Origin of the sequence: Pseudomonas frederiksbergensis, assembly GCF_001874645.1 — a bacterium.
In the GTDB taxonomy this organism is placed as follows: Bacteria; Pseudomonadota; Gammaproteobacteria; order Pseudomonadales; family Pseudomonadaceae; genus Aquipseudomonas; species Aquipseudomonas frederiksbergensis_B.
This window is the reverse complement of record NZ_CP017886.1, coordinates 1-19,420: the sequence shown is the minus strand read 5'-3', so window position 1 is coordinate 19,420 and position 19,420 is coordinate 1. Positions and strand designations below refer to the sequence as shown.

The 19,420-nt window shown below is 52.1% G+C and carries 26 protein-coding genes and 1 pseudogene; 4 read left to right on the top strand and 23 right to left on the bottom strand.

Features of this window, described 5'->3' with window-relative positions; genetic code table 11:
- Position 1: 1 nt before the first annotated feature.
- The 5 genes and pseudogenes from BLL42_RS00120 to BLL42_RS00095 form a co-directional block, all read right to left on the bottom strand.
- Positions 2–2,032 (bottom strand): annotated as a pseudogene (locus BLL42_RS00120) (ABC-three component system protein).
- Between the two features lie 1,068 nt (positions 2,033–3,100).
- On the bottom strand, positions 3,101–3,862 hold the full coding sequence (locus BLL42_RS29420) for a hypothetical protein (RefSeq protein ID WP_129586917.1): 762 nt from the start codon (positions 3,860–3,862) through the stop codon (positions 3,101–3,103).
- 473 nt (positions 3,863–4,335) lie between these two features.
- On the bottom strand, positions 4,336–5,313 hold the full coding sequence (locus BLL42_RS00105) for an IS5 family transposase (protein ID WP_071550144.1): 978 nt from the start codon (positions 5,311–5,313) through the stop codon (positions 4,336–4,338).
- Between the two features lie 187 nt (positions 5,314–5,500).
- Complete coding sequence (locus tag BLL42_RS00100) at positions 5,501–5,686, bottom strand: helix-turn-helix domain-containing protein (RefSeq protein ID WP_071550136.1); 186 nt, start codon at positions 5,684–5,686, stop codon at positions 5,501–5,503.
- A complete protein-coding gene (locus tag BLL42_RS00095; RefSeq protein ID WP_071550135.1) occupies positions 5,683–6,078 on the bottom strand; it encodes a hypothetical protein in 396 nt (131 codons plus the stop codon). The genes BLL42_RS00100 and BLL42_RS00095 overlap by 4 nt, the downstream gene beginning before the upstream one ends.
- Positions 6,079–6,288: 210 nt before the next feature.
- On the opposite strand from BLL42_RS00095, the gene BLL42_RS00090 reads away from it, so the two are divergent.
- The gene (locus BLL42_RS00090) at positions 6,289–6,492 is read left to right on the top strand and encodes a hypothetical protein (RefSeq protein WP_071550143.1); all 204 of its coding nucleotides are present in this window, start codon (positions 6,289–6,291) and stop codon (positions 6,490–6,492) included.
- Positions 6,493–6,582: 90 nt separating this feature from the next.
- Here the strand turns inward: BLL42_RS00090 and BLL42_RS00085 are convergent, their stop codons facing one another.
- From BLL42_RS00085 to BLL42_RS30350, 9 genes are all read right to left on the bottom strand, one after another.
- Entirely contained in the window at positions 6,583–7,803 is a 1,221-nt protein-coding gene (locus BLL42_RS00085) for a type II secretion system protein GspD (RefSeq protein WP_071550142.1), read from the bottom strand.
- Complete coding sequence (locus BLL42_RS00080) at positions 7,800–8,609, bottom strand: zonular occludens toxin domain-containing protein (RefSeq protein WP_201788746.1); 810 nt, start codon at positions 8,607–8,609, stop codon at positions 7,800–7,802. Before BLL42_RS00080 ends, BLL42_RS00085 begins: the two co-directional genes overlap by 4 nt.
- Complete coding sequence (locus tag BLL42_RS30735) at positions 8,579–8,854, bottom strand: zonular occludens toxin domain-containing protein (protein ID WP_201788745.1); 276 nt, start codon at positions 8,852–8,854, stop codon at positions 8,579–8,581. The genes BLL42_RS00080 and BLL42_RS30735 overlap by 31 nt, the downstream gene beginning before the upstream one ends.
- A complete protein-coding gene (locus tag BLL42_RS00075) occupies positions 8,854–9,141 on the bottom strand; it encodes a DUF2523 family protein (protein WP_071550131.1) in 288 nt (95 codons plus the stop codon). Before BLL42_RS00075 ends, BLL42_RS30735 begins: the two co-directional genes overlap by 1 nt.
- A complete protein-coding gene (locus BLL42_RS29415; protein ID WP_129586916.1) occupies positions 9,113–10,537 on the bottom strand; it encodes a hypothetical protein in 1,425 nt (474 codons plus the stop codon). The genes BLL42_RS00075 and BLL42_RS29415 overlap by 29 nt, the downstream gene beginning before the upstream one ends.
- Before the next feature lie 713 nt (positions 10,538–11,250).
- Entirely contained in the window at positions 11,251–11,466 is a 216-nt protein-coding gene (locus BLL42_RS31230; RefSeq protein ID WP_442960335.1) for a propanediol utilization protein, read from the bottom strand.
- A gap of 343 nt (positions 11,467–11,809) precedes the next feature.
- Positions 11,810–12,043 (bottom strand): hypothetical protein, encoded by a 234-nt coding sequence (locus tag BLL42_RS00060; RefSeq protein WP_071550139.1) that lies wholly within the window; start codon positions 12,041–12,043, stop codon positions 11,810–11,812.
- A complete protein-coding gene (locus BLL42_RS30355; RefSeq protein ID WP_236721950.1) occupies positions 12,040–12,732 on the bottom strand; it encodes a phage/plasmid replication domain-containing protein in 693 nt (230 codons plus the stop codon). The genes BLL42_RS00060 and BLL42_RS30355 overlap by 4 nt, the downstream gene beginning before the upstream one ends.
- Positions 12,733–12,778: 46 nt before the next feature.
- The gene (locus BLL42_RS30350) at positions 12,779–13,171 is read right to left on the bottom strand and encodes a hypothetical protein (RefSeq protein WP_236721949.1); all 393 of its coding nucleotides are present in this window, start codon (positions 13,169–13,171) and stop codon (positions 12,779–12,781) included.
- A gap of 130 nt (positions 13,172–13,301) precedes the next feature.
- Here BLL42_RS30350 and BLL42_RS00050 point away from each other — a divergent pair, with 130 nt between their 5' ends.
- On the top strand, positions 13,302–13,562 hold the full coding sequence (locus BLL42_RS00050) for a helix-turn-helix domain-containing protein (protein WP_236721948.1): 261 nt from the start codon (positions 13,302–13,304) through the stop codon (positions 13,560–13,562).
- A 603-nt stretch (positions 13,563–14,165) separates the two neighbouring features.
- Positions 14,166–14,591 (top strand): hypothetical protein, encoded by a 426-nt coding sequence (locus tag BLL42_RS00045; RefSeq protein ID WP_071550138.1) that lies wholly within the window; start codon positions 14,166–14,168, stop codon positions 14,589–14,591.
- 199 nt (positions 14,592–14,790) lie between these two features.
- On the opposite strand, the gene BLL42_RS00040 is transcribed toward BLL42_RS00045, so the two are convergent.
- The 3 genes from BLL42_RS00040 to BLL42_RS00030 form a co-directional block, all read right to left on the bottom strand.
- On the bottom strand, positions 14,791–15,084 hold the full coding sequence (locus tag BLL42_RS00040; protein WP_071550137.1) for a helix-turn-helix domain-containing protein: 294 nt from the start codon (positions 15,082–15,084) through the stop codon (positions 14,791–14,793).
- Between the two features lie 336 nt (positions 15,085–15,420).
- The gene (locus BLL42_RS00035) at positions 15,421–15,606 is read right to left on the bottom strand and encodes a helix-turn-helix domain-containing protein (protein WP_071550136.1); all 186 of its coding nucleotides are present in this window, start codon (positions 15,604–15,606) and stop codon (positions 15,421–15,423) included.
- Positions 15,603–15,998: a hypothetical protein gene (locus tag BLL42_RS00030; RefSeq protein ID WP_071550135.1), complete on the bottom strand. Its 396-nt coding sequence runs from the start codon at positions 15,996–15,998 to the stop codon at positions 15,603–15,605. The genes BLL42_RS00035 and BLL42_RS00030 overlap by 4 nt, the downstream gene beginning before the upstream one ends.
- Before the next feature lie 210 nt (positions 15,999–16,208).
- Here BLL42_RS00030 and BLL42_RS00025 point away from each other — a divergent pair, with 210 nt between their 5' ends.
- Positions 16,209–16,481, top strand: coding sequence for a hypothetical protein (locus tag BLL42_RS00025; protein WP_071550134.1), 273 nt, complete (start codon positions 16,209–16,211; stop codon positions 16,479–16,481).
- A 31-nt stretch (positions 16,482–16,512) separates the two neighbouring features.
- Here BLL42_RS00025 and BLL42_RS29180 read toward each other — a convergent pair whose 3' ends face one another.
- Genes BLL42_RS29180 through BLL42_RS00005 form a run of 6 tightly spaced genes read right to left on the bottom strand, consistent with a single transcriptional unit; the run spans position 16,513 to position 19,053 of the window.
- Positions 16,513–16,920, bottom strand: a complete 408-nt coding sequence (locus BLL42_RS29180; protein ID WP_161492334.1) for a secretin GspD/PilQ domain-containing protein — start codon at positions 16,918–16,920, stop codon at positions 16,513–16,515.
- Positions 16,893–17,873, bottom strand: coding sequence for a hypothetical protein (locus BLL42_RS29410; RefSeq protein WP_129586915.1), 981 nt, complete (start codon positions 17,871–17,873; stop codon positions 16,893–16,895). The genes BLL42_RS29180 and BLL42_RS29410 overlap by 28 nt, the downstream gene beginning before the upstream one ends.
- A complete protein-coding gene (locus tag BLL42_RS29170) occupies positions 17,870–18,133 on the bottom strand; it encodes a hypothetical protein (RefSeq protein ID WP_081427260.1) in 264 nt (87 codons plus the stop codon). The genes BLL42_RS29410 and BLL42_RS29170 overlap by 4 nt, the downstream gene beginning before the upstream one ends.
- Positions 18,109–18,540, bottom strand: coding sequence for a zonular occludens toxin domain-containing protein (locus BLL42_RS00015; protein WP_071550133.1), 432 nt, complete (start codon positions 18,538–18,540; stop codon positions 18,109–18,111). The genes BLL42_RS29170 and BLL42_RS00015 overlap by 25 nt, the downstream gene beginning before the upstream one ends.
- A 4-nt stretch (positions 18,541–18,544) precedes the next feature.
- Complete coding sequence (locus BLL42_RS30730) at positions 18,545–18,766, bottom strand: zonular occludens toxin domain-containing protein (protein ID WP_071550132.1); 222 nt, start codon at positions 18,764–18,766, stop codon at positions 18,545–18,547.
- Entirely contained in the window at positions 18,766–19,053 is a 288-nt protein-coding gene (locus tag BLL42_RS00005; RefSeq protein WP_071550131.1) for a DUF2523 family protein, read from the bottom strand. Before BLL42_RS00005 ends, BLL42_RS30730 begins: the two co-directional genes overlap by 1 nt.
- Between the last annotated feature and the right edge of the window lie 367 nt (positions 19,054–19,420).

Sequence of the window (19,420 nt, the reverse complement as noted above, 5' to 3'; positions counted from 1 at the left end):
TTCAGATTCCTTTCGTATTCGTATCGATGGCTGACTGGCGGGCGAGCAGTCGATCTTGCAATTGTTTACTAAAGTGTTGCCGCACCGTGGCTAGCGTACCGAAGCGCAATTGATTGAATACCCCTGAGCGGGTCACGAGCAGATGTGGTCGACGTTCTGCCGCCATACTGGTGGCCGTCTCTGCATCGTCAGCCATTCCGATATTCAACAGCTCTGAGGGAGGAGTGCTCACGCCTGACAGAATCACGACCGGGGCAGGGGACGGGCCGATAACGTTGATCAACGGATCGTCAGATAGCTCACGGACTTCGGGCGCTCCACTTGCGGGGCCAGACCAGTACCTGAGAGCGATGCTCAACACCTCTCCAAAATCCGGGAAGTGCTTCCAGGCAGTGCCGGTGCCACCAACCCCCACCGCAACCAGCAACAATAATTCCACCGCGGTGACCAATAGGTCTACGGTGCGAGGGCCGAGGCGAAGCGCATGCGTGGCATTTTTTCCCTCCGTTTCCGGGTACAGAAGCTGTTCCAGAAATTGACGGCGGCTCTCGGGATTATTGGTAAAGCCGTCCAACCACTCCAGCCAGATCGTTTCCATGGCATCAGCAAGGGCCGGGTCTTTTACGGCCGCAAGCTTTGCAGAGAGGCTTTGAATAAGTCGTTGCCACACCAGGTCGTCCATGGCGTTCGCGAGCGCTGCAGCTTCCGCTCGAGCAGCGCCTTGGGTCTTGAACTCATGATCCAGGGTGCACACGAGCCGCTCAGCATTTTCTATCCACGGGAGATCTCTGAGGTCACTTTCGGCGCAACCGAGGGTATGCCCAACTTCATGGCTAACGCTGGAGCGCCAGGTTGGTTCGCCCAGCATTAGGCTCTGACTACCGTGGGGCAAGTGCAGCGCCATTCGCAATATTGCGGATGGACGCGTAAGCGTTGCTCCAACAGGAGGTGCGTATGGTGCATACACCCTGAGCCTCCGGTTCCCGGGGGAGCTACCCCACAAGTGATCTACCACGCCCTGTGCTGATCGGGGGACGAGCGCACCGAGATCATGGGTGCCAGAAAAAGACCATGTCTTGCCGGCAGGCTGAATTTCATCCCCTAAGAGATATTGAGCCCATGTTTCGATATCAGGGCGAAGCTCATCTCTAAGCTCGCGGATGATCGCATGACACCCCAAGGCCGAAACGTCAGAGGTCTCTGCGGTGATTACCGAGATTAGCCGTTCGAGCGTGCGTTCTGGATTCGTGAAATGCCTGCCCAGGGATTGGACTGAGCGCTGCTCCAATGTCGCGTCATTCCCAACGCAGGCAACCGTGACAAGCTTCAGGGTGTCGATGATCTGCGTCCAATTCTCGAAGCCACACCACGTTGTGAGCCAGAGGTGAGCCCGCGTTGTCGGGCCGTCAACACGGTGAGCCAGATCTTTGGGATTGAGTCCGTCCTGGCGGCACAGCTTACACAGCTCGTCCAGATGGTTAACGGTTAGATCGTCTTTGATTTTCAGATTCGCTCCTACAAGCGTCAGCTGAAATCGACGTTCAGGCAATTAAGCGAATGTGCCGGCGCGGGCATGCTTGGCTAAGCTCGAAAACGCCGAGTCAAGAACGGAAAGGCTGTCCTTGGCCGCGTCAGCATTGGCATCAGCGGCATCAGCGGCATCAGCGGCATCAGCGGGTTCGTCCGAGGTGGGTTCGTCCGTAACAACAGGTTCAGAGGAGCCGGAAGCAGGTTTTGCGCGCTTCTTTTTACGGGCGAGTCGGAGCTTTGCAAGCTTGCCCAGATACACTTGCATATCGGGGTCTTTGGTGCAGAAGTCCGTGGTCTGACGCTTGACCTGCAGGTGCTCAAATGAATCTCGGGAATGGACAATTACGACGTCATCCCACTCTTCGATACCACCTTGCTCGGCGCCAATTTCCAGCGGAGCCCGACGCCCGTCGAGGAATTTTTCCAGCATGTCCGACAAGCGCTGAGCAATGACCAGTTTCTCGTAAAGCGACTTCTGCTCCAGCCGAAACCGTCTGATCATACTGGCATCCCTTTACTTCATTATCTTGTTGGCCAGCTCCGCTGGCAGTTCGCCACATCTTACCACTTGGCAGCTGCCGGTCGTACTGGACGTGCAGGCCGAAGCAGCGGACGCGATTACCCCACTGCACAGAAACCACATGGGGTCGTTTCATCAAGCCGAGCTATGGTTACTGAACAATGATACTCAAGCCGCTAGATTCGAGACAACGCGCGTCTGCTAAGCGACTCAAGTCAGCAGACCAAGGTCAAGACCAGCCAAGACCAGCCAAGACGACACCATTGCGCGGCTTACAGGTAAGCTCAATGCCTTGGTCATCGCGTCAGATAGAGAGGAGGGTGCTAGAGAGCAGCTCATCGACCAGCTAGCCATTCCCGCGATGAAATAGCCTCTCTGCGAGAAGCGGCTATTGAGGCCGACTCAGAACGATGCTGGACAGCTGCGACACGAGCTGAAGCAGGAACAACATGAACACAATCCATCACGGTGCGAGCGAGCAGATGATCAGCGCCAAGAGTGATATATATCGGGATGAACCACGCGTTTCTGGATTTCGGGACGCCCTCCAGCGGCTCAGGAAATATTCGATTGCTGGACATTTGCAGCTGCGAGGAAAGCATTGCTCTAGTGAACAATTTTCGAAGGGCGGGGTTGCGATGATCTTGCACGAGAGATAAACCGACGACAATCGTGCGAGGAAGGCGGCGTTATTCGCCGTGGTTAATTAATTGAGGGCATAGCAGGCGCTGATAAATCATAAACCGGCTTAGCAACCGTCCTGGGATAAGTCGGCCAGCGAAGAGGTTCAGTAATAGTTATTGGCGCGCAGCAGTGCATGGAGTCGGCTTTCTGCATGATTTCTAGGTCGAGATCGGGTTTTCGACTCAGAAAATGAGACTCGGATGCGCTGGAAACTCAATTGATCCCATTTATAATGCGTATTTTTGACCTGTTGATTTAGCGACGTGTTTGCTCGCGCAGACAATGCAATACGAAAGGCGGCCCAGCTTCTGTAAAACCCCGCATCAATAGGAAATAGTATCTGTTCTGGCAAAGGCTGATTTACGTTTATGCCCAAGCAGTCGAGATAATCTTCGAAAATTTTCGTGAAGCCCGGTGGCAAGCACTCGTCAGGATTTCCAAGGCGTTCATGCCACCCCCCTTTTTCTTAAAAAACTGACTTAACATTGCATCGTGCTTTAACGAGCCAACCACTTTGCGTTCTGGGCCTTTGCAATATAGAGCAATAGCAATATAAGTTGAAATAATTTTCCTTTTTAGTTCAGGGAGCTCCATACACTCAATCTCTTTAAGGCACCAGTCCATTTCATCTCTTGTGAATAACACCTTGCTATCGAAGGCGCGGCTCTTGTGATTCAACACTATTATTTCGGCTCCATTTAATCCAACTTCCCTTCTGTAAAATTCAAAGAATTTATTTCCTCGGCGTTGAAAATTCGAAATTCGATTACGAACGGCGCCAGTCCCAAATTTGTATGGCCGCCATTGTGGATTGATGAGCCATTCAGAGAACTCACTTGGAGTCGGTATGAAACGCTTTAATGAAGAGATTGCAACCCAGGTTTCGGGCGGTGCAGAGACATGTGTGATATATGCCTCGATATCTTCTTGATTCCAGTCTATGAGTGAGGTGCCGTTTGAAAAGCTCCAATTAAGCATCTGCATCAACGCGCTGGTTTCCAGTGTGTATAAGTCATACGCTGTACCAGGAGTCCAAGTATGAGCTACCCAGCGTAGATAACGGTCGCAATACCACAGATTGATGAAAGGCTTGGAAGCTGGATCAACCGCACTGAGCCGCTGGCGCACATGGTCGTTCCCAGGAAATTTGGAGTCTTGGTTTGGCCACCAATGGTCGTAGGGAGCGAACATAGGGAAAGGGGAAAATGGCGGCACAATCCAGGTTCTCCCAGACTAAAATGCAGTATTAGCTCACGGTCTTTCTATAGGTTTAGCAGAAGATTAAGGAGCATGGCGTGCGGCCGAGATGCAGATGATCAGGGAGCGGGGGTTCGTGATTGGACAGCGCGTACGCCAGATGAAGTGGACGCGGCAAACCCATGAATTTTACGGAAACTGGGTTTCGTGAAAAAACAAGCGTAGGTTTGTGATAACCGACAACTCATGAACATCTCTAGGGAAGGTCTGAAGTAGTCAGCGATTTTTGATGCCCTCGTTGGTAGAGGTTCAAAAAACGCTGGCTGGTCAGAAATCAGACCTTTCCTATTCTTAACTCATCGTTTCACCCTTGAGCGACGCCTTTTCAAGGCGCTTTTCCCGCATTACAGGCGCATCTCTCCCGCGACCAGCAGCCGTTTTCGCATCATCCACAGGTTCGACAGGGCAAATAGCGTGGCCTGTTGCGCGGTGTTTTTCATCAGGCCGCGAAAGCGCACTTTCGTATAGCCAAACTGACGCTTGATCACTCGGAATGGATGCTCAACCTTCGCCCGGACTTGTGCTTTCGCATATTCGATTTTGCGCCGCAGGCGCCCGATCAAACTCTTTTTCGCGTGTTTTTTATAGCTGCTGGGCCGTGCGGCAATCGACCAGATCATCTTGCGATTCTGATGCTCAGGACGCTTGTCCACACCGGTGTAACCGGCATCGCCAGACACGTATGATTCCTCGCCATGCAGCAACTGATCGACCTGCGTCACGTCCGCCACATTGGCCGCCGTGCCCACCAGGCTATGCACCAAACCCGACTCGGCATCGACGCCGATATGCGCTTTCATCCCGAAGAAATACATGTTCCCCTTCTTCGTCTGATGCATTTCGGGGTCGCGTTTACCCTCTTTATTCTTGGTCGAACTCGGCGCATGAATGATCGTCGCATCGACCACCGTACCTTGGCGCAACATCAGGCCACGGTCGCCCAGATAACCGTTGATGACCTGCAAAATCCCGCCGGCCAACTCATGTTTTTCCAACAGACGTCGGAAGTTGAGGATCGTGGTTTCATCGGGAATCCGATCCAGATGCAGCCCCGAAAACTGGCGCAGGATAGTGGTCTCGTACAGCGCTTCTTCCATCGCCGGATCGCTGTAGCCGAACCAGTTCTGCATCAGATGAACCCGCAACATCGCCATCAATGGATACGCCGGACGACCACCTTCGCCTTTCGGATAATTCGGCTCGATCAAGGCAATCAGACCCTTCCAGGGCACGACCTGATCCATCTCGATCAGGAAACGCTCGCGGCGGGTCTGCTTACGTTTGCCGGCGTACTCGGCATCGGCGAAGGACATCTGTTTCATCGGGGCTCAACCGTCGTGTTCGGATCAGGCGGCTATTTCACCAAATCTGAAAGTCTTTTTCAGAGTTTCCCTAACATGGCACCTCGTTTAACATAATATACATTATGCGAACCTAAGGATTCTCCTTGTGGGGCTCTGCTCAGTCCTTTTCACCAGGTGATCAGGTGTTGCTAGTAGCAACACGGCTTCAGAACGATGGCTTCTGTCCTTCGTCATCTGCATCGATACGAAACTTGGCACGTGCAACAACGGCCATCGCTTCGGCAATGAAAGCCGCGTCACCCGTGTCGTGAGCATCAGCCAAAAAGACAGCTACGGCCTCTGAATCAACCAGCGAGTCAGCTGGGTCATAATCATAAATTGGCTCTGTCATTGGATCACCTCGGGAGAAATCCGCTCAAGTCGCCATGCTTCCTGAAACATGGCTTTTAACGCGGCCTGATGTTGCTTGGTGAAGCTGGAGGTTCCTTTGCGCAGATAGGGATTTCGCCAATGCTCGTTGCGTAACAACTGATGGTATGAGACTTCCTGAGCGGTGATCGTGGGCCGATCCGTGCCATAAATGAAGCCCGTTTTAAGTCCAAGGTTGTAGCGGTTGGAAATGATCCAGGATGAATCTGTAATAGCCTCGACCGCTTCCGACAAGGCAGCACATGCATCGCGGAAATGGGGAGCCGAAAGCCCCGCAGCAGCGATTGACTGAACAGCTTCCGCCTTAATCAAGGTGGCCAGCGCTTTCTGCTTTTCAGTTCCCTGCATATTCATACTCTACATATTCCATTGCATTATAACTAAACTAAATAGTTCTTTAGTTTAGTTATAACAAGATACTCAGATTTTCACGGTGAAAAGCCGGTTGAACGCCGGAAGGAACGGTCTGAAATTTAGCTGCTAAATCGACAAGGTGTCGAGCCCGAACTACGGCGAATCAAGCCCGTGCTAGCATCCAATGACGCACAGCCAAAGGCAGCGATGATGAGCCAGCATATTCCGTCAGAAAGTAGTTTCGCTGAAATCATGGACGGCAAAAAGAAACGCCGCGATGCGTTAATGCTTGCTGTTAGCGGCGCGGCGCCGTCAGACCTTGAAGGTCCTTCCCAGCGCCTAAAAGAGGTGATGCGCAAGCCAGACGCGGAACAGCGCCGTCAACGCATCCCTCCTCCCCTATTTACTCTATGAATGTACCCATAGGAGTGGTCAAGTCCTCGCGCTGACGCGCTGCGGGCATGCCCGCTCCTACGGGTTCTGACTGATTGAAGCACCCTGCCCTCACATCCTCATCATCTGGATAACCAGCAAGATTTCCGATTTGCTCGACTCAGTAACCTTGGAACGGAAAATAGACGGCAGGAAAGATAGGCCAGTTTGCGTTTCTGAGGTTTTTTCCTCGGTCAATCCACCCAAAATGACCACCTCGGCGTTGCGCATCTGCACGTTTGTAGTCAATTGCCGCTTGGTCAAAGTCGGGCTTCCATTCACGCCGGTAGTGGTCTGCACGAAGTTGGAAAGCTGCTGATCAATGGTCAGATCGACAACAGCCTGGCGCACCTGAGGGGTGATGGTAAAAATCACCCCAGAGTTACGATATTCGACCGACTGGACAGCTTGGCCAGCACCTTGCGGATACGACAAGGCACCCAGCACCGGCACTTCTGCACCGACGTTTATCGTCGCTTCTTTACCTGATCGCACACGCAAACTCGGCTGACTGACCACCTTAAAACGCGAATCGGACGACAGAGCCGACAGGACGGCATTGAAGTCGCCCGTACTAATGCTGACGGAGTTATCGAGCGGATTACCGGCCAAGTTGATCGATACTTTACCCTTGAGCAACGAGGCAGCCAGGGAAAAAGCGGAACCGTCACGGTCGCCGGTTTGAACCTCATAAACTGCACTACGCAACATCACTTCGCCCATCTCGATATCAACCTGGGGCAACAACGAACGCAAGTTGGCAATTTCAGCCTTTGTACCGACAAAAACCAGCTGATCAGCATCACGATTTAACAGGCTGGCAGCCGATCCACGCGGAGCAGATCCGGTCATCGGAGTTTGACCAGGAACAGAAATCCCGCGATCAACACCAAATTTTCCCTGGAACAATGGCGCGAGCGTTTCGGACAGATAGGCCACATCGCGGTAAAGCGGTCGGTACAGAAAGTATTCACCAGGAGGCGGTGCTGGCTCTTTTTTCGGCATGACGTGATCGACGCCGTTGCGCTGCGTAACAGCGTAACCAAAGGCATCAAGAAGACGGACGAAATCGGCGCGCACCTGGACGGCGGAGCCCTGAACACGCAACGACACAGGCCGACCGTCCTCGAGCACTTCCGGCGACAGGATGTAGGGCTTACGGAAGGCATCGGCATAGAAAATTTGAGCCACTTGGCCAATCGGCAAGCCGGTCAGATCGAACTGATACGGCGCCTGCTTATCGGCGGCAATCGCGGAAAATGACAACAGGCACAATAACAAGAACCGGATCATGGATTTTTACCAGGGAGAGGAACGGAGGACGCGGCCGGAGGCTTGCCACCGCTGAAGGTGCTGACGCGCTGGCCGTCGAGTTGACCAGTCATAACGCGGCCTGAATTCTGGAAGTTGCTCGGATGCTCGTAACGGATCACGCCGTCAGTGTTCACCAGGACGACTTGTCGCTGACCATCAACGACAATTTCCCCAGCAATACGCCATTCAGTGGAAAGCACCTGAGAAGGAGCAGAAGGCACAATATTGGGCGCTGGTTGCGCGGCGCTTGCGGCTTGCTGAACGACCGTAGCGGGAGCAGCACCACGGTTGAAGAAGTGCAGGACACCCCAGACCGACCCGACACCGCCGAAAACAATCATGAACAGGAAAAACCAGACCTTTGGGTTTTTCAGGATGTTCTGTCGGTCATCCACCTGGACTTCTTTGCCGTGACCGCCTGAGTACGACGAATAGAGCGGGAAAATCTCCGGGTCATACTTTTTATTCATCACGTCAACACGGGCTTTGGCCGTCTGTTTCCAGCCTTCCCACATCTCAACTCGGTAGATTTTATTCAAACCCAGCGACTTAATTTTGGTGGTACGAAACGACAGCTCGACCACCGTTTTCAAGATGCGATGAAGGTCGGAAATGTCCTGAACCATAAGTACCAGGTCACAGGTCACACCGGTTTCAGCGTGGGCATAGTGACGATGCTCGCGGAAGAAAATCCGGTGTTCGGTGCCGATCTTCGAATCAGAACCCCAGAATCGCCAAGCTTCGTCGATGCAGATCAAATCACCGGGCTGGCAGAACGTGTCCACCGGCTGGCCGTGTGGCAAAAAATCAGCCTTGAAACGTCTTCGTTTTGGCAGTGCACCACTTCGCCGAGTTTCTCCAGGGCAATGCCCTGTTTCTCGTTGATGTATGCACGGATGGCATCGGAGTCGATACCGTCGACGTTTGTCACAACCCGGCGCCCTTTAGCGACCGCTGGGACGATAACGGAGACGACACACTCGAAGCTTTTGCCCGAGCCCATCAGCCCGGTATAGGCATTAATAGGCATCAGCCAATTACCGGAATACGGCGGATGATGAACCGAGTTACAAGCGCGGCAATGATAAGCGGAATGCCTTGCGAAGCTGCGAAGAGATCAAGGAAATACCAAGTAGCCGAACTAATACCAGTGAAGGCCGAAGTCAAAGAGCTGCCGTTAGGCAGCAATGACACCATGGCAGAAACCAGCTCGGACACAATGAAATACAAGGCCGTGAAAACGACAAACTTGATTAATACCCCTCGCACCAGGAACGCGAGCAACGTGTTAACAGCGGAAAGTAAAATAGCAAACATGGTTCACCTCACGCCGAAAGAACGATAAAGAGCGCGGCAATAACCCACGCCAAAAACGCACCGCTAAAAAGTTGAGGCCGAACGTCTTCAAACAACTTGCACTGGGCATCCTCACGACATGCGTATTGATAACCGGCAAATCGAATTGAGGCTTCGGACATTCCGCTGAATGGTTCGGAACTTGGAACGCTTTAAGCCCCGGCATCATGTTCAACAACGGCGCCAAAATTTGGGAGCCAGTTGGAGTTGCTTCTAAACCCGGCGTCGGAACACCCGGATTTGGCCCGAGATCGACGGTAACGTTAATCGTCGTCGGGTTCGTTCCCGGATTGGTCACTGGTGGGGTAACAGTCCCTGTTCCAGGTGCGGTAACTGGAACCGAACCGGTCGCCGGGTTGACCGCCTTCGACAGCAAATCCTGCACCGTTGGGTACGAGGCTGGGTTAGAGGCCTGCCATGCAGCAACGTCAGCAGCCGTTACGGGATCGGAGTAGGAATAAGGAACTCCCTGATACATCGGATCCATAGCCGCTTTCTGCCAAGCTTTGTTGATGGTGTCAGCCATCAAAGCAGGGTTTGCAGGCTTCGACAGATCAGCCGCGGGAACCGATGCCAACGCCTGAGCCGGTGAAGCATTCGGCTTGTCTTGCGACTGACCGGCATTAGGTGAGGGGCTTCCAGAAGCGGTTACACAGCCACCGTTCTTGTAATAAGCATTAGTAGGACAGGCACTCATAGAGCCCGACGTGTAACCAAAAACACTCATCGACTCACTGCCTGGCTGACCATTGATATCAGTCCAGCCGACGTTACACAAAAAGCCTGGGCCTTGTTGCACGCAGCTATTTACGTGAACGTTGGTCTTTCCATTGTTATAGAGAGGATCGCCATAGACGCAAAGTGCAACCGTGGCGGGAGAACCCGAAGCACAAGTACTTCCACCGATAGAAAGATAAGGGCCACCAATAACAGTTGGTTGAGGGGTATACGTGCCAATTGGGTCGGAATAACCATCATTTGGTTGCGAGCCAGTCACAGCGATAGAACCGTCACTGTTAAATGCCCATTTGTACAAAGAGTCCGCAGCCAGAGAGACGGCGAAAGTTACGGCACTGCCAACTAAAAGGGTTAACCAGAAAGGTGCAGTTGCACCACCGACGGCAGCAGACGCAACAATCGTAAGGGCAGTACCAATAGCTGCAACGGTTGCCCCGTATTTTGGATCGTTGGCAGCAAAACCGCGAGCAATCGACTTTTGCTGAATCACACCCGCAACGGTATTACCAACTTTCGGCGAATAGGCAGCAACGGAAGCGGCAGACGCAAAAAACGGCGTGAATACCAGAGCAAAAACGAAAATCTTGATTACCGCGAACTTTAGGAAGAAATTTTTCATAGGTCGTTATCCGCAAAGCCAGTAACTACCGCCCAGGCACACATAAGGCCGAAGACGAACATGAGCAAATACCAAGCGTCATTGGTGGTCATGGGAATCAACTCCGACGATAAAAAGGCGTTTTCGACTAGGCGTGTTCACTGTTTTCAACTTCCTGAAGGCGAAAAAAAAGGGCACGCCGAAGCAATGCCCCGTCGCTAGTTACGATCAGCGACCGCGAATCATGCCCAGAACCATCGAAGCGGCTTTGGAGGTCGCGTAAATAGTCGCCAGAACTGCACCAATAGCCAGAATGCCTGCGACAACATCAGCAGCAGTGAAAGCACCGGTAATGGTGGTCAAATCAATAGCAGCGGAGGCGGCTTGCGACGCAGTAGCAGCAACGACCCGGCAGTTAAACGGAAGCGGACAGCAGTTGTTTCAGTTTCATGGTTGTTACCCTTTCTTAATAACCGGCATCCGGCCGGTACGGCTTTCCTACCGATGACGTATGAGGTTCAAGACGGTGCCCACCGCAGATATCAGCCAAAAAAGCAGCGTTGTACCGAACGCAAACGACCAAAAGGCAAATGCCTGGGTGTAATCGAACGGCGCAGCCGGCTTGAACGGAAGCAAACTCAGAAGGCTAAGCATGACAAATGAGAACATATGGTTTCTTTAGTGGACGTCACAAAGCCGTTTGCATCTAGAAGCGTACAAACTGCCATGTTTATTTATCCGGCTTTAGATACAGGCGCTTGTGAGGAAACAGAATTGACTCGTCGTGCTTGGCGCGGATCAACATCAAAAGTTAAACGGCCATCGCGAACATCTGCGATAACATCGCACTCATAGGTTCCAGGCTGCGGGACTTGGCTTGGCAGCTCGGCATAAAAGGAAGCTTTCTGAGGATACGGAACATTTGGAAGATGAACATATGCTTCATACATGCAGTAAGGCTTTCCAGACTTAGAAGCCGTGCCAGTACGATTAACACCGGTAACCAACAAGAATTACATTCGACATAGTATTGCCCTCATTACAATGTTGGAAGTCGGGAGCTTATGCCCGGCTTGCGATAGGCCCAACTGGGCGCTGTGGTTTCAGGATTGCGCCTGAAAGTTAAAAACTGTCGGTGATTGCGTTGCCGAGTCACGGCTTGTGTCGCGAAGTCAGTCAGAATAGTTCGCATAACATCGTTAGCTATGCTTTTAATTAGTGCTTCATCAGTAACGTGATTGCGAATGTCAGACTCGACATTCCAACGCAAAACTTGAAACTGGTTCTTATCCATTAGAAACCCATCCATTCGGCAACACAGGTTGTTCCTATTTCTTGACGCTCTACAAACCAAATACGCTCAGGCTTAACGCCCTGCTCTTTCCGTGCCTCAACAGCCTTAAGCGTTTGCTCGACCTGCTGAGCAAGAACAGGATTGATAAAAGAAGTACGAACTTGCTGCTGTTCAGCCAATCGGCGCCGTTGCCCGCTTGTAAGCTGGATGCCTTGAAGACTTACAGTTCTCATGCTGCAACCCGCTGCAAGTGATTAGGCCGCTTGTACCAGGTTGGAGGGGCAATTCCTTTAACGGGATTAATCTCCCGCATTTCTCGAATGAATACGGTACTAAAGGTTTTAAGGTCGCATGCATTGCGAATATTAATACCAATACGGTTAAGGCGTGCCGCATGAACCCTGACCTGATTTTTCGTAAAGTCTAGTTCTTGCCCGGTCATCCAAAGATGGGCATACCACGCTGTCGTATTAGCTGCCTTTGTGGAATCCACAATATTCTCTAGCACAAGCTGTTGCGAAATGCTGGCAATATCCATCTTTGTCACCTTCAGGCGTTGGTCTACGCTCAAAAACTCATTGTGTAGAGTTTGATATTTGCCTTCATCAAAGAGGCCCCAGAAACATAGCTTTTCACGGCTTAGATATTCACTTTTAAGCTCTTGCTCTAAACGGACAATGCCTGTTTCTGCGGCATAGTTATAAATGTCCTGAGCATACTTAAACTCTGGGGATGCTTCCCCGAATGCTTTTTTAACTTTCGGAAGATGCTTGTCCAGTATTTCAAACGACTTGTCATAAGCCTTTCTGTACTGGAGGCGTGCGCCCTTCCCGCTTCCTGATGTTGTCCAATCAACAGATCGGCCATTTGGAAACAGTCGGCCTATCGAGTGTCCAATTCGTTGACTCGCGAGACCACGCAAATAAGCGGTCTCATTGCCCTTCCCCACCGATATGTTCGTGGTCAGGTCAATGCGATGGATGCAGCAACCATCGGCCCAGAGATGAGAGCTTTTTGCCCCTGACTCGCCTTGGCGAATCTCGAAGCGCGTGCATTCGTAAACGGGGGCAAGCCGTACTCAGCGAGAAGTTCGTTGTAAACGGTGATGCACTGCTCAACCGTTTCAAAGCCCAGAGATTGTCATGCCGATTCAGCCTGGAAGGATTGCCATCAACAGTCACCTTGCGGCCCTGGATCTGAATATGGATCCGAGAACTATGGCTACCCTCATGTTTAACAGCACGATAACGAGTGCTCATGACCTCACCAGTCAAGGTGTCAATCGCAGCGAACGCGGTATCCGAGATGACGGGAAGGTCCTCCTCGAATTCCTGCGAAACCTTGAGCCAGTCGATGAACATGCCATTACCTGTCAATATCTGTATTCCAACAGAACTGGCAGGATTATGAGACCTTGTAATTGTGAAATGCAAGCATAAATGTACCGATATATCGGTACTGTACGAGTATCCAGCGAATAGGATAGGTCACATGAACAACCACTCAGGTGACAGAGCCGTGACCATTGGTGCAAATCTTAAGCGCTACCGAGAGGCGAAGGGCTTAACGCAACAAGCGGTTTGGGAGGCTGCAGGCGTTAGTAAATCGAGTTACACGTCCTACGAGGCAGGTCGTGGAATGCCATCTGCGGACAAGGTTGTAAGCCTTGCACATGTGCTTGGAACCACGACGGACGAACTACTGCTCGACCCGTCTGAAATGTTGGTTTCCCAAGACATGGTTCTATCCTGAAGCGATTTGAGGCACTGCCGCCAGAGATTCGGCATCAGGCAAAAATTGCCCTAAAAGGTGTGCTTTTCGGATACGAACAGGAAGCCTTGAGGTAGAAAAAGCCAGTCATTCATGGATGCTGGAAATACGGGATTCCGTACTAAAGTGGGGGTGTAACAGCACCCCCACCCGCTTCAACCAAAACCAATTCCAAAAAGTGCCGACACCAGGTCAAAGGAGTGAAACGTGAGTTCGGATAGAAATCTGTCATGTCCGCATTGCATGAACAATGTCCCATGGGGAGCCCGCGTATGCCGAGGCTGCCACGCAGAGATTAGCTACGGCACGCCTCCTTTTATCGCTATAACGCTGACAGTGCTTTCGGTCGTAGCGGGCTTCTTGGTAGGAAAGCTGTTTCATGACCTGCTCTCCATCACAAACAGCACAGTCTTATGGATCGTCTGCGGAGCTACCACGCTTCTAGGTTGGTGGTTTTCCTTCAAAAATTGCAGACGTTTTTTTCGTGAGCGCACCTGGTTCAAGCGGATCTATAAAACGTAATGACATGGTCAATACCACGACTATTTGACGACAATCGCGGCACCTTCTAGGTAAGAAAAACCCATGGCATCGTCACAGAAGCAAGCGAAACGGGCTCAAAGAGCCAAGGAAAAAGCCAAAAAAGCGCGTGTGGTCAGAAACAATATTTCCCGCTACGAGGACTCGCAGACGGTGGAAACAATAGAGACGACAGAAGCAAGCGTGGCCTTGTTCAAGAAGATGAAAGCGGCCCAAGAAAAAAGCCGGGTAGACATGCTTGTGACCCTGATGCAGGACGAATTTGTAAGCTCCGCAGAAACTGCCCTGGACGCGACTGACATCCAGAGAATCCTTCTCGCGATGTACCACAGATGGAACAACAGCGCTGATCAAATGGTACCGGGGTGGCTGGACGATCCGGAGTTCAAAGAAGACTACGCACAAGCAGCGAAAATCGCTGACAAGGAAGAATATGTAACCGCTTGGGATGAAGAATCAGCGGAATCATGAAACCGTGTTGCGTCACGCAACAGAGCAAAAGCAGTAATTAGGGCGCGAAGTACCAGGTGCGTGATTCTGGGAACGCGACCCGCGAAGGGAACCCCAGTGGTCTAGCGATCGCTGGGGTTTTTCTTTGCCTGAAGATCGGCCGGCGTTGCCGGGTATCGGCGCGGAAAGATCGAGTTTTCACCGTGAAAAATCATGGCGCCTAATGCCCTTCGGGCAGTCGAGGTTTGACCTGGATTTCTACGTCCAGGCCGGCAGCTACAAGCAACTGGACGAGCTGCTCAAGGGTGAAACGATCTATTTTGCCCTGGACTAACTCAGTTAGCCGCGGCTTGGTAATGCCAAGAAAAGCAGCCGCCTCTTCCTTGCCCGAGCAGCTTTTGACGCGAGTCTGCAAAACCATCAGCAGCTCCGACTTGAGCTTCATGACGGTCGCTTCACCTGGTGAATCGCATATTGCGTCCCAGACACTGGCGTAGCTTTCTTGCTCTGTCATCAATTCCACCTGGGCGCAGAAACAGCATTTAACCGAAGGTTATAGGGTCAATTTTCGCGGACGCGAAAATGAAAAACCAGCAGCAACCTACCCTTACTTACGTAATCACTTACTTACGTCACCCCTTACGTAAGTAAGTCATGAGCCTCGCATAATGGACGTTATGGATAAATTCAGCGCCGGGGCTTCGCCATTATCCCGGCGCTAAATTCGTCGATCTCGACGGCATAGCTACCATAACGTCATCGATATTATGCGAACCTAAGGATTCTCCTTGTGGGGCTCTGCTCAGTCCTTTTCACCAGGTGATCAGGTGTTGCTAGTAGCAACACGGCTTCAGAACGATGGCTTCTGTCCTTCGTCATCTGCATCGATACGAAACTTGGCACGTGCAACAACGGCCATCGCTTCGGCAATGAAAGCCGCGTCACCCGTGTCGTGAGCATCAGCCAAAAAGACAGCTACGGCCTCTGAATCAACCAGCGAGTCAGCTGGGTCATAATCATAAATTGGCTCTGTCATTGGATCACCTCGGGAGAAATCCGCTCAAGTCGCCATGCTTCCTGAAACATGGCTTTTAACGCGGCCTGATGTTGCTTGGTGAAGCTGGAGGTTCCTTTGCGCAGATAGGGATTTCGCCAATGCTCGTTGCGTAACAACTGATGGTATGAGACTTCCTGAGCGGTGATCGTGGGCCGATCCGTGCCATAAATGAAGCCCGTTTTAAGTCCAAGGTTGTAGCGGTTGGAAATGATCCAGGATGAATCTGTAATAGCCTCGACCGCTTCCGACAAGGCAGCACATGCATCGCGGAAATGGGGAGCCGAAAGCCCCGCAGCAGCGATTGACTGAACAGCTTCCGCCTTAATCAAGGTGGCCAGCGCTTTCTGCTTTTCAGTTCCCTGCATATTCATACTCTACATATTCCATTGCATTATAACTAAACTAAATAGTTCTTTAGTTTAGTTATAACAAGATACTCAGATTTTCACGGTGAAAAGCCGGTTGAACGCCGGAAGGAACGGTCTGAAATTTAGCTGCTAAATCGACAAGGTGTCGAGCCCGAACTACGGCGAATCAAGCCCGTGCTAGCATCCAATGACGCACAGCCAAAGGCAGCGATGATGAGCCAGCATATTCCGTCAGAAAGTAGTTTCGCTGAAATCATGGACGGCAAAAAGAAACGCCGCGATGCGTTAATGCTTGCTGTTAGCGGCGCGGCGCCGTCAGACCTTGAAGGTCCTTCCCAGCGCCTAAAAGAGGTGATGCGCAAGCCAGACGCGGAACAGCGCCGTCAACGCATCCCTCCTCCCTATTTACTCTATGAATGTACCCATAGGAGTGGTCAAGTCCTCGCGCTGACGCGCTGCGGGCATGCCCGCTCCTACGGGTTCTGACTGATTGAAGCACCCTGCCCTCACATCCTCATCATCTGGATAACCAGCAAGATTTCCGATTTGCTCGACTCAGTAACCTTGGAACGGAAAATAGACGGCAGGAAAGATAGGCCAGTTTGCGTTTCTGAGGTTTTTCCTCGGTCAATCCACCCAAAATGACCACCTCGGCGTTGCGCATCTGCACGTTTGTAGTCAATTGCCGCTTGGTCAAAGTCGGGCTTCCATTCACGCCGGTAGTGGTCTGCACGAAGTTGGAAAGCTGATCAATGGTCAGATCGACAACAGCCTGGCGCACCTGAGGGGTGATGGTAAAAATCACCCCAGAGTTACGATATTCGACCGACTGGACAGCTTGGCCAGCACCTTGCGGATACGACAAGGCACCCAGCACCGGCACTTCTGCACCGACGTTTATCGTCGCTTCTTTACCTGATCGCACACGCAAACTCGGCTGACTGACACCTTAAAACGCGAATCGGACGACAGAGCCGACAGGACGGCATTGAAGTCGCCCGTACTAATGCTGACGGAGTTATCGAGCGGATTACCGGCCAAGTTGATCGATACTTTACCCTTGAGCAACGAGGCAGCCAGGGAAAAAGCGGAACCGTCACGGTCGCCGGTTTGAACCTCATAAACTGCACTACGCAACATCACTTCGCCCATCTCGATATCAACCTGGGGCAACAACGAACGCAAGTTGGCAATTTCAGCCTTTGTACCGACAAAAACCAGCTGATCAGCATCACGATTTAACAGGCTGGCAGCCGATCCACGCGGAGCAGATCCGGTCATCGGAGTTTGACCAGGAACAGAAATCCCGCGATCAACACCAAATTTTCCCTGGAACAATGGCGCGAGCGTTTCGGACAGATAGGCCACATCGCGGTAAAGCGGTCGGTACAGAAAGTATTCACCAGGAGGCGGTGCTGGCTCTTTTTTCGGCATGACGTGATCGACGCCGTTGCGCTGCGTAACAGCGTAACCAAAAGGCATCAAGAAGACGGACGAAATCGCGCGCACCTGGACGGCGGAGCCCTGAACACGCAACGACACAGGCCGACCGTCCTCGAGCACTTCCGGCGACAGGATGTAGGGCTTACGGAAGGCATCGGCATAGAAAATTTGAGCCACTTGGCCAATCGGCAAGCCGGTCAGATCGAACTGATACGGCGCCTGCTTATCGGCGGCAATCGCGGAAAATGACAACAGGCACAATAACAAGAACCGGATCATGGATTTTTTACCAGGGAGAGGAACGGAGGACGCGGCCGGAGGCTTGCCACCGCTGAAGGTGCTGACGCGCTGGCCGTCGAGTTGACCAGTCATAACGCGGCCTGAATTCTGGAAGTTGCTCGGATGCTCGTAACGGATCACGCCGTCAGTGTTCACCAGGACGACTTGTCGCTGACCATCAACGACAATTTCCCCAGCATACGCCATTCAGTGGAAAGCACCTGAGAAGGAGCAGAAGGCACAATATTGGGCGCTGGTTGCGCGGCGCTTGCGGCTTGCTGAACGACCGTAGCGGGAGCAGCACCACGGTTGAAGAAGTGCAGGACACCCCAGACCGACCCGACACCGCCGAAAACAATCATGAACAGGAAAAACCAGACCTTTGGGTTTTTCAGGATGTTCTGTCGGTCATCCACCTGGACTTCTTTGCCGTGACCGCCTGAGTACGACGAATAGAGCGGGAAAATCTCCGGGTCATACTTTTTTTCATCACGTCAACACGGGCTTTGGCCGTCTGTTTCCAGCCTTCCCACATCTCAACTCGGTAGATTTTATTCAAACCCAGCGACTTAATTTTGGTGGTACGAAACGACAGCTCGACCACCGTTTTCAAGATGCGATGAAGGTCGGAAATGTCCTGAACCATAAGTACCAGGTCACAGGTCACACCGGTTTCAGCGTGGGCATAGTGACGATGCTCGCGGAAGAAAATCCGGTGTTCGGTGCCGATCTTCGAATCAGAACCCCAGAATCGCCAAGCTTCGTCGATGCAGATCAAATCACCGGGCTGGCAGAACGTGTCCACCGGCTGGCCGTGTGGCAAAAAATCAGCCTTGAAAACGTCTTCGTTTTGGCAGCACCACTTCGCCGAGTTTCTCCAGGGCAATGCCCTGTTTCTCGTTGATGTATGCACGGATGGCATCGGAGTCGATACCGTCGACGTTTGTCACAACCCGGCGCCCTTTAGCGACCGCTGGGACGATAACGGAGACGACACACTCGAAGCTTTTGCCCGAGCCCATCAGCCCGGTATAGGCATTAATAGGCATCAGCCAATTACCGGAATACGGCGGATGATGAACCGAGTTACAAGCGCGGCAATGATAAGCGGAATGCCTTGCGAAGCTGCGAAGAGATCAAGGAAATACCAAGTAGCCGAACTAATACCAGTGAAGGCCGAAGTCAAAGAGCTGCCGTTAGGCAGCAATGACACCATGGCAGAAACCAGCTCGGACACAATGAAATACAAGGCCGTGAAAACGACAAACTTGATTAATACCCCTCGCACCAGGAACGCGAGCAACGTGTTAACAGCGGAAAGTAAAATAGCAAACATGGTTCACCTCACGCCGAAAGAACGATAAAGAGCGCGGCAATAACCCACGCCAAAAACGCACCGCTAAAAAGTTGAGGCCGAACGTCTTCAAACAACTTGCACTGGGCATCCATCACGACATGCGTATTGATAACCGGCAAATCGAATTGAGGCTTCGGACATTCCGCTGAATGGTTCGGAACTTGGAACGCTTTAAGCCCATCATGTTCAACAACGGCGCCAAAATTTGGGAGCCAGTTGGAGTTGCTTCTAAACCCGGCGTCGGAACACCCGGATTTGGCCCGAGATCGACGGTAACGTTAATCGTCGTCGGGTTCGTTCCCGGATTGGTCACTGGTGGGGTAACAGTCCCTGTTCCAGGTGCGGT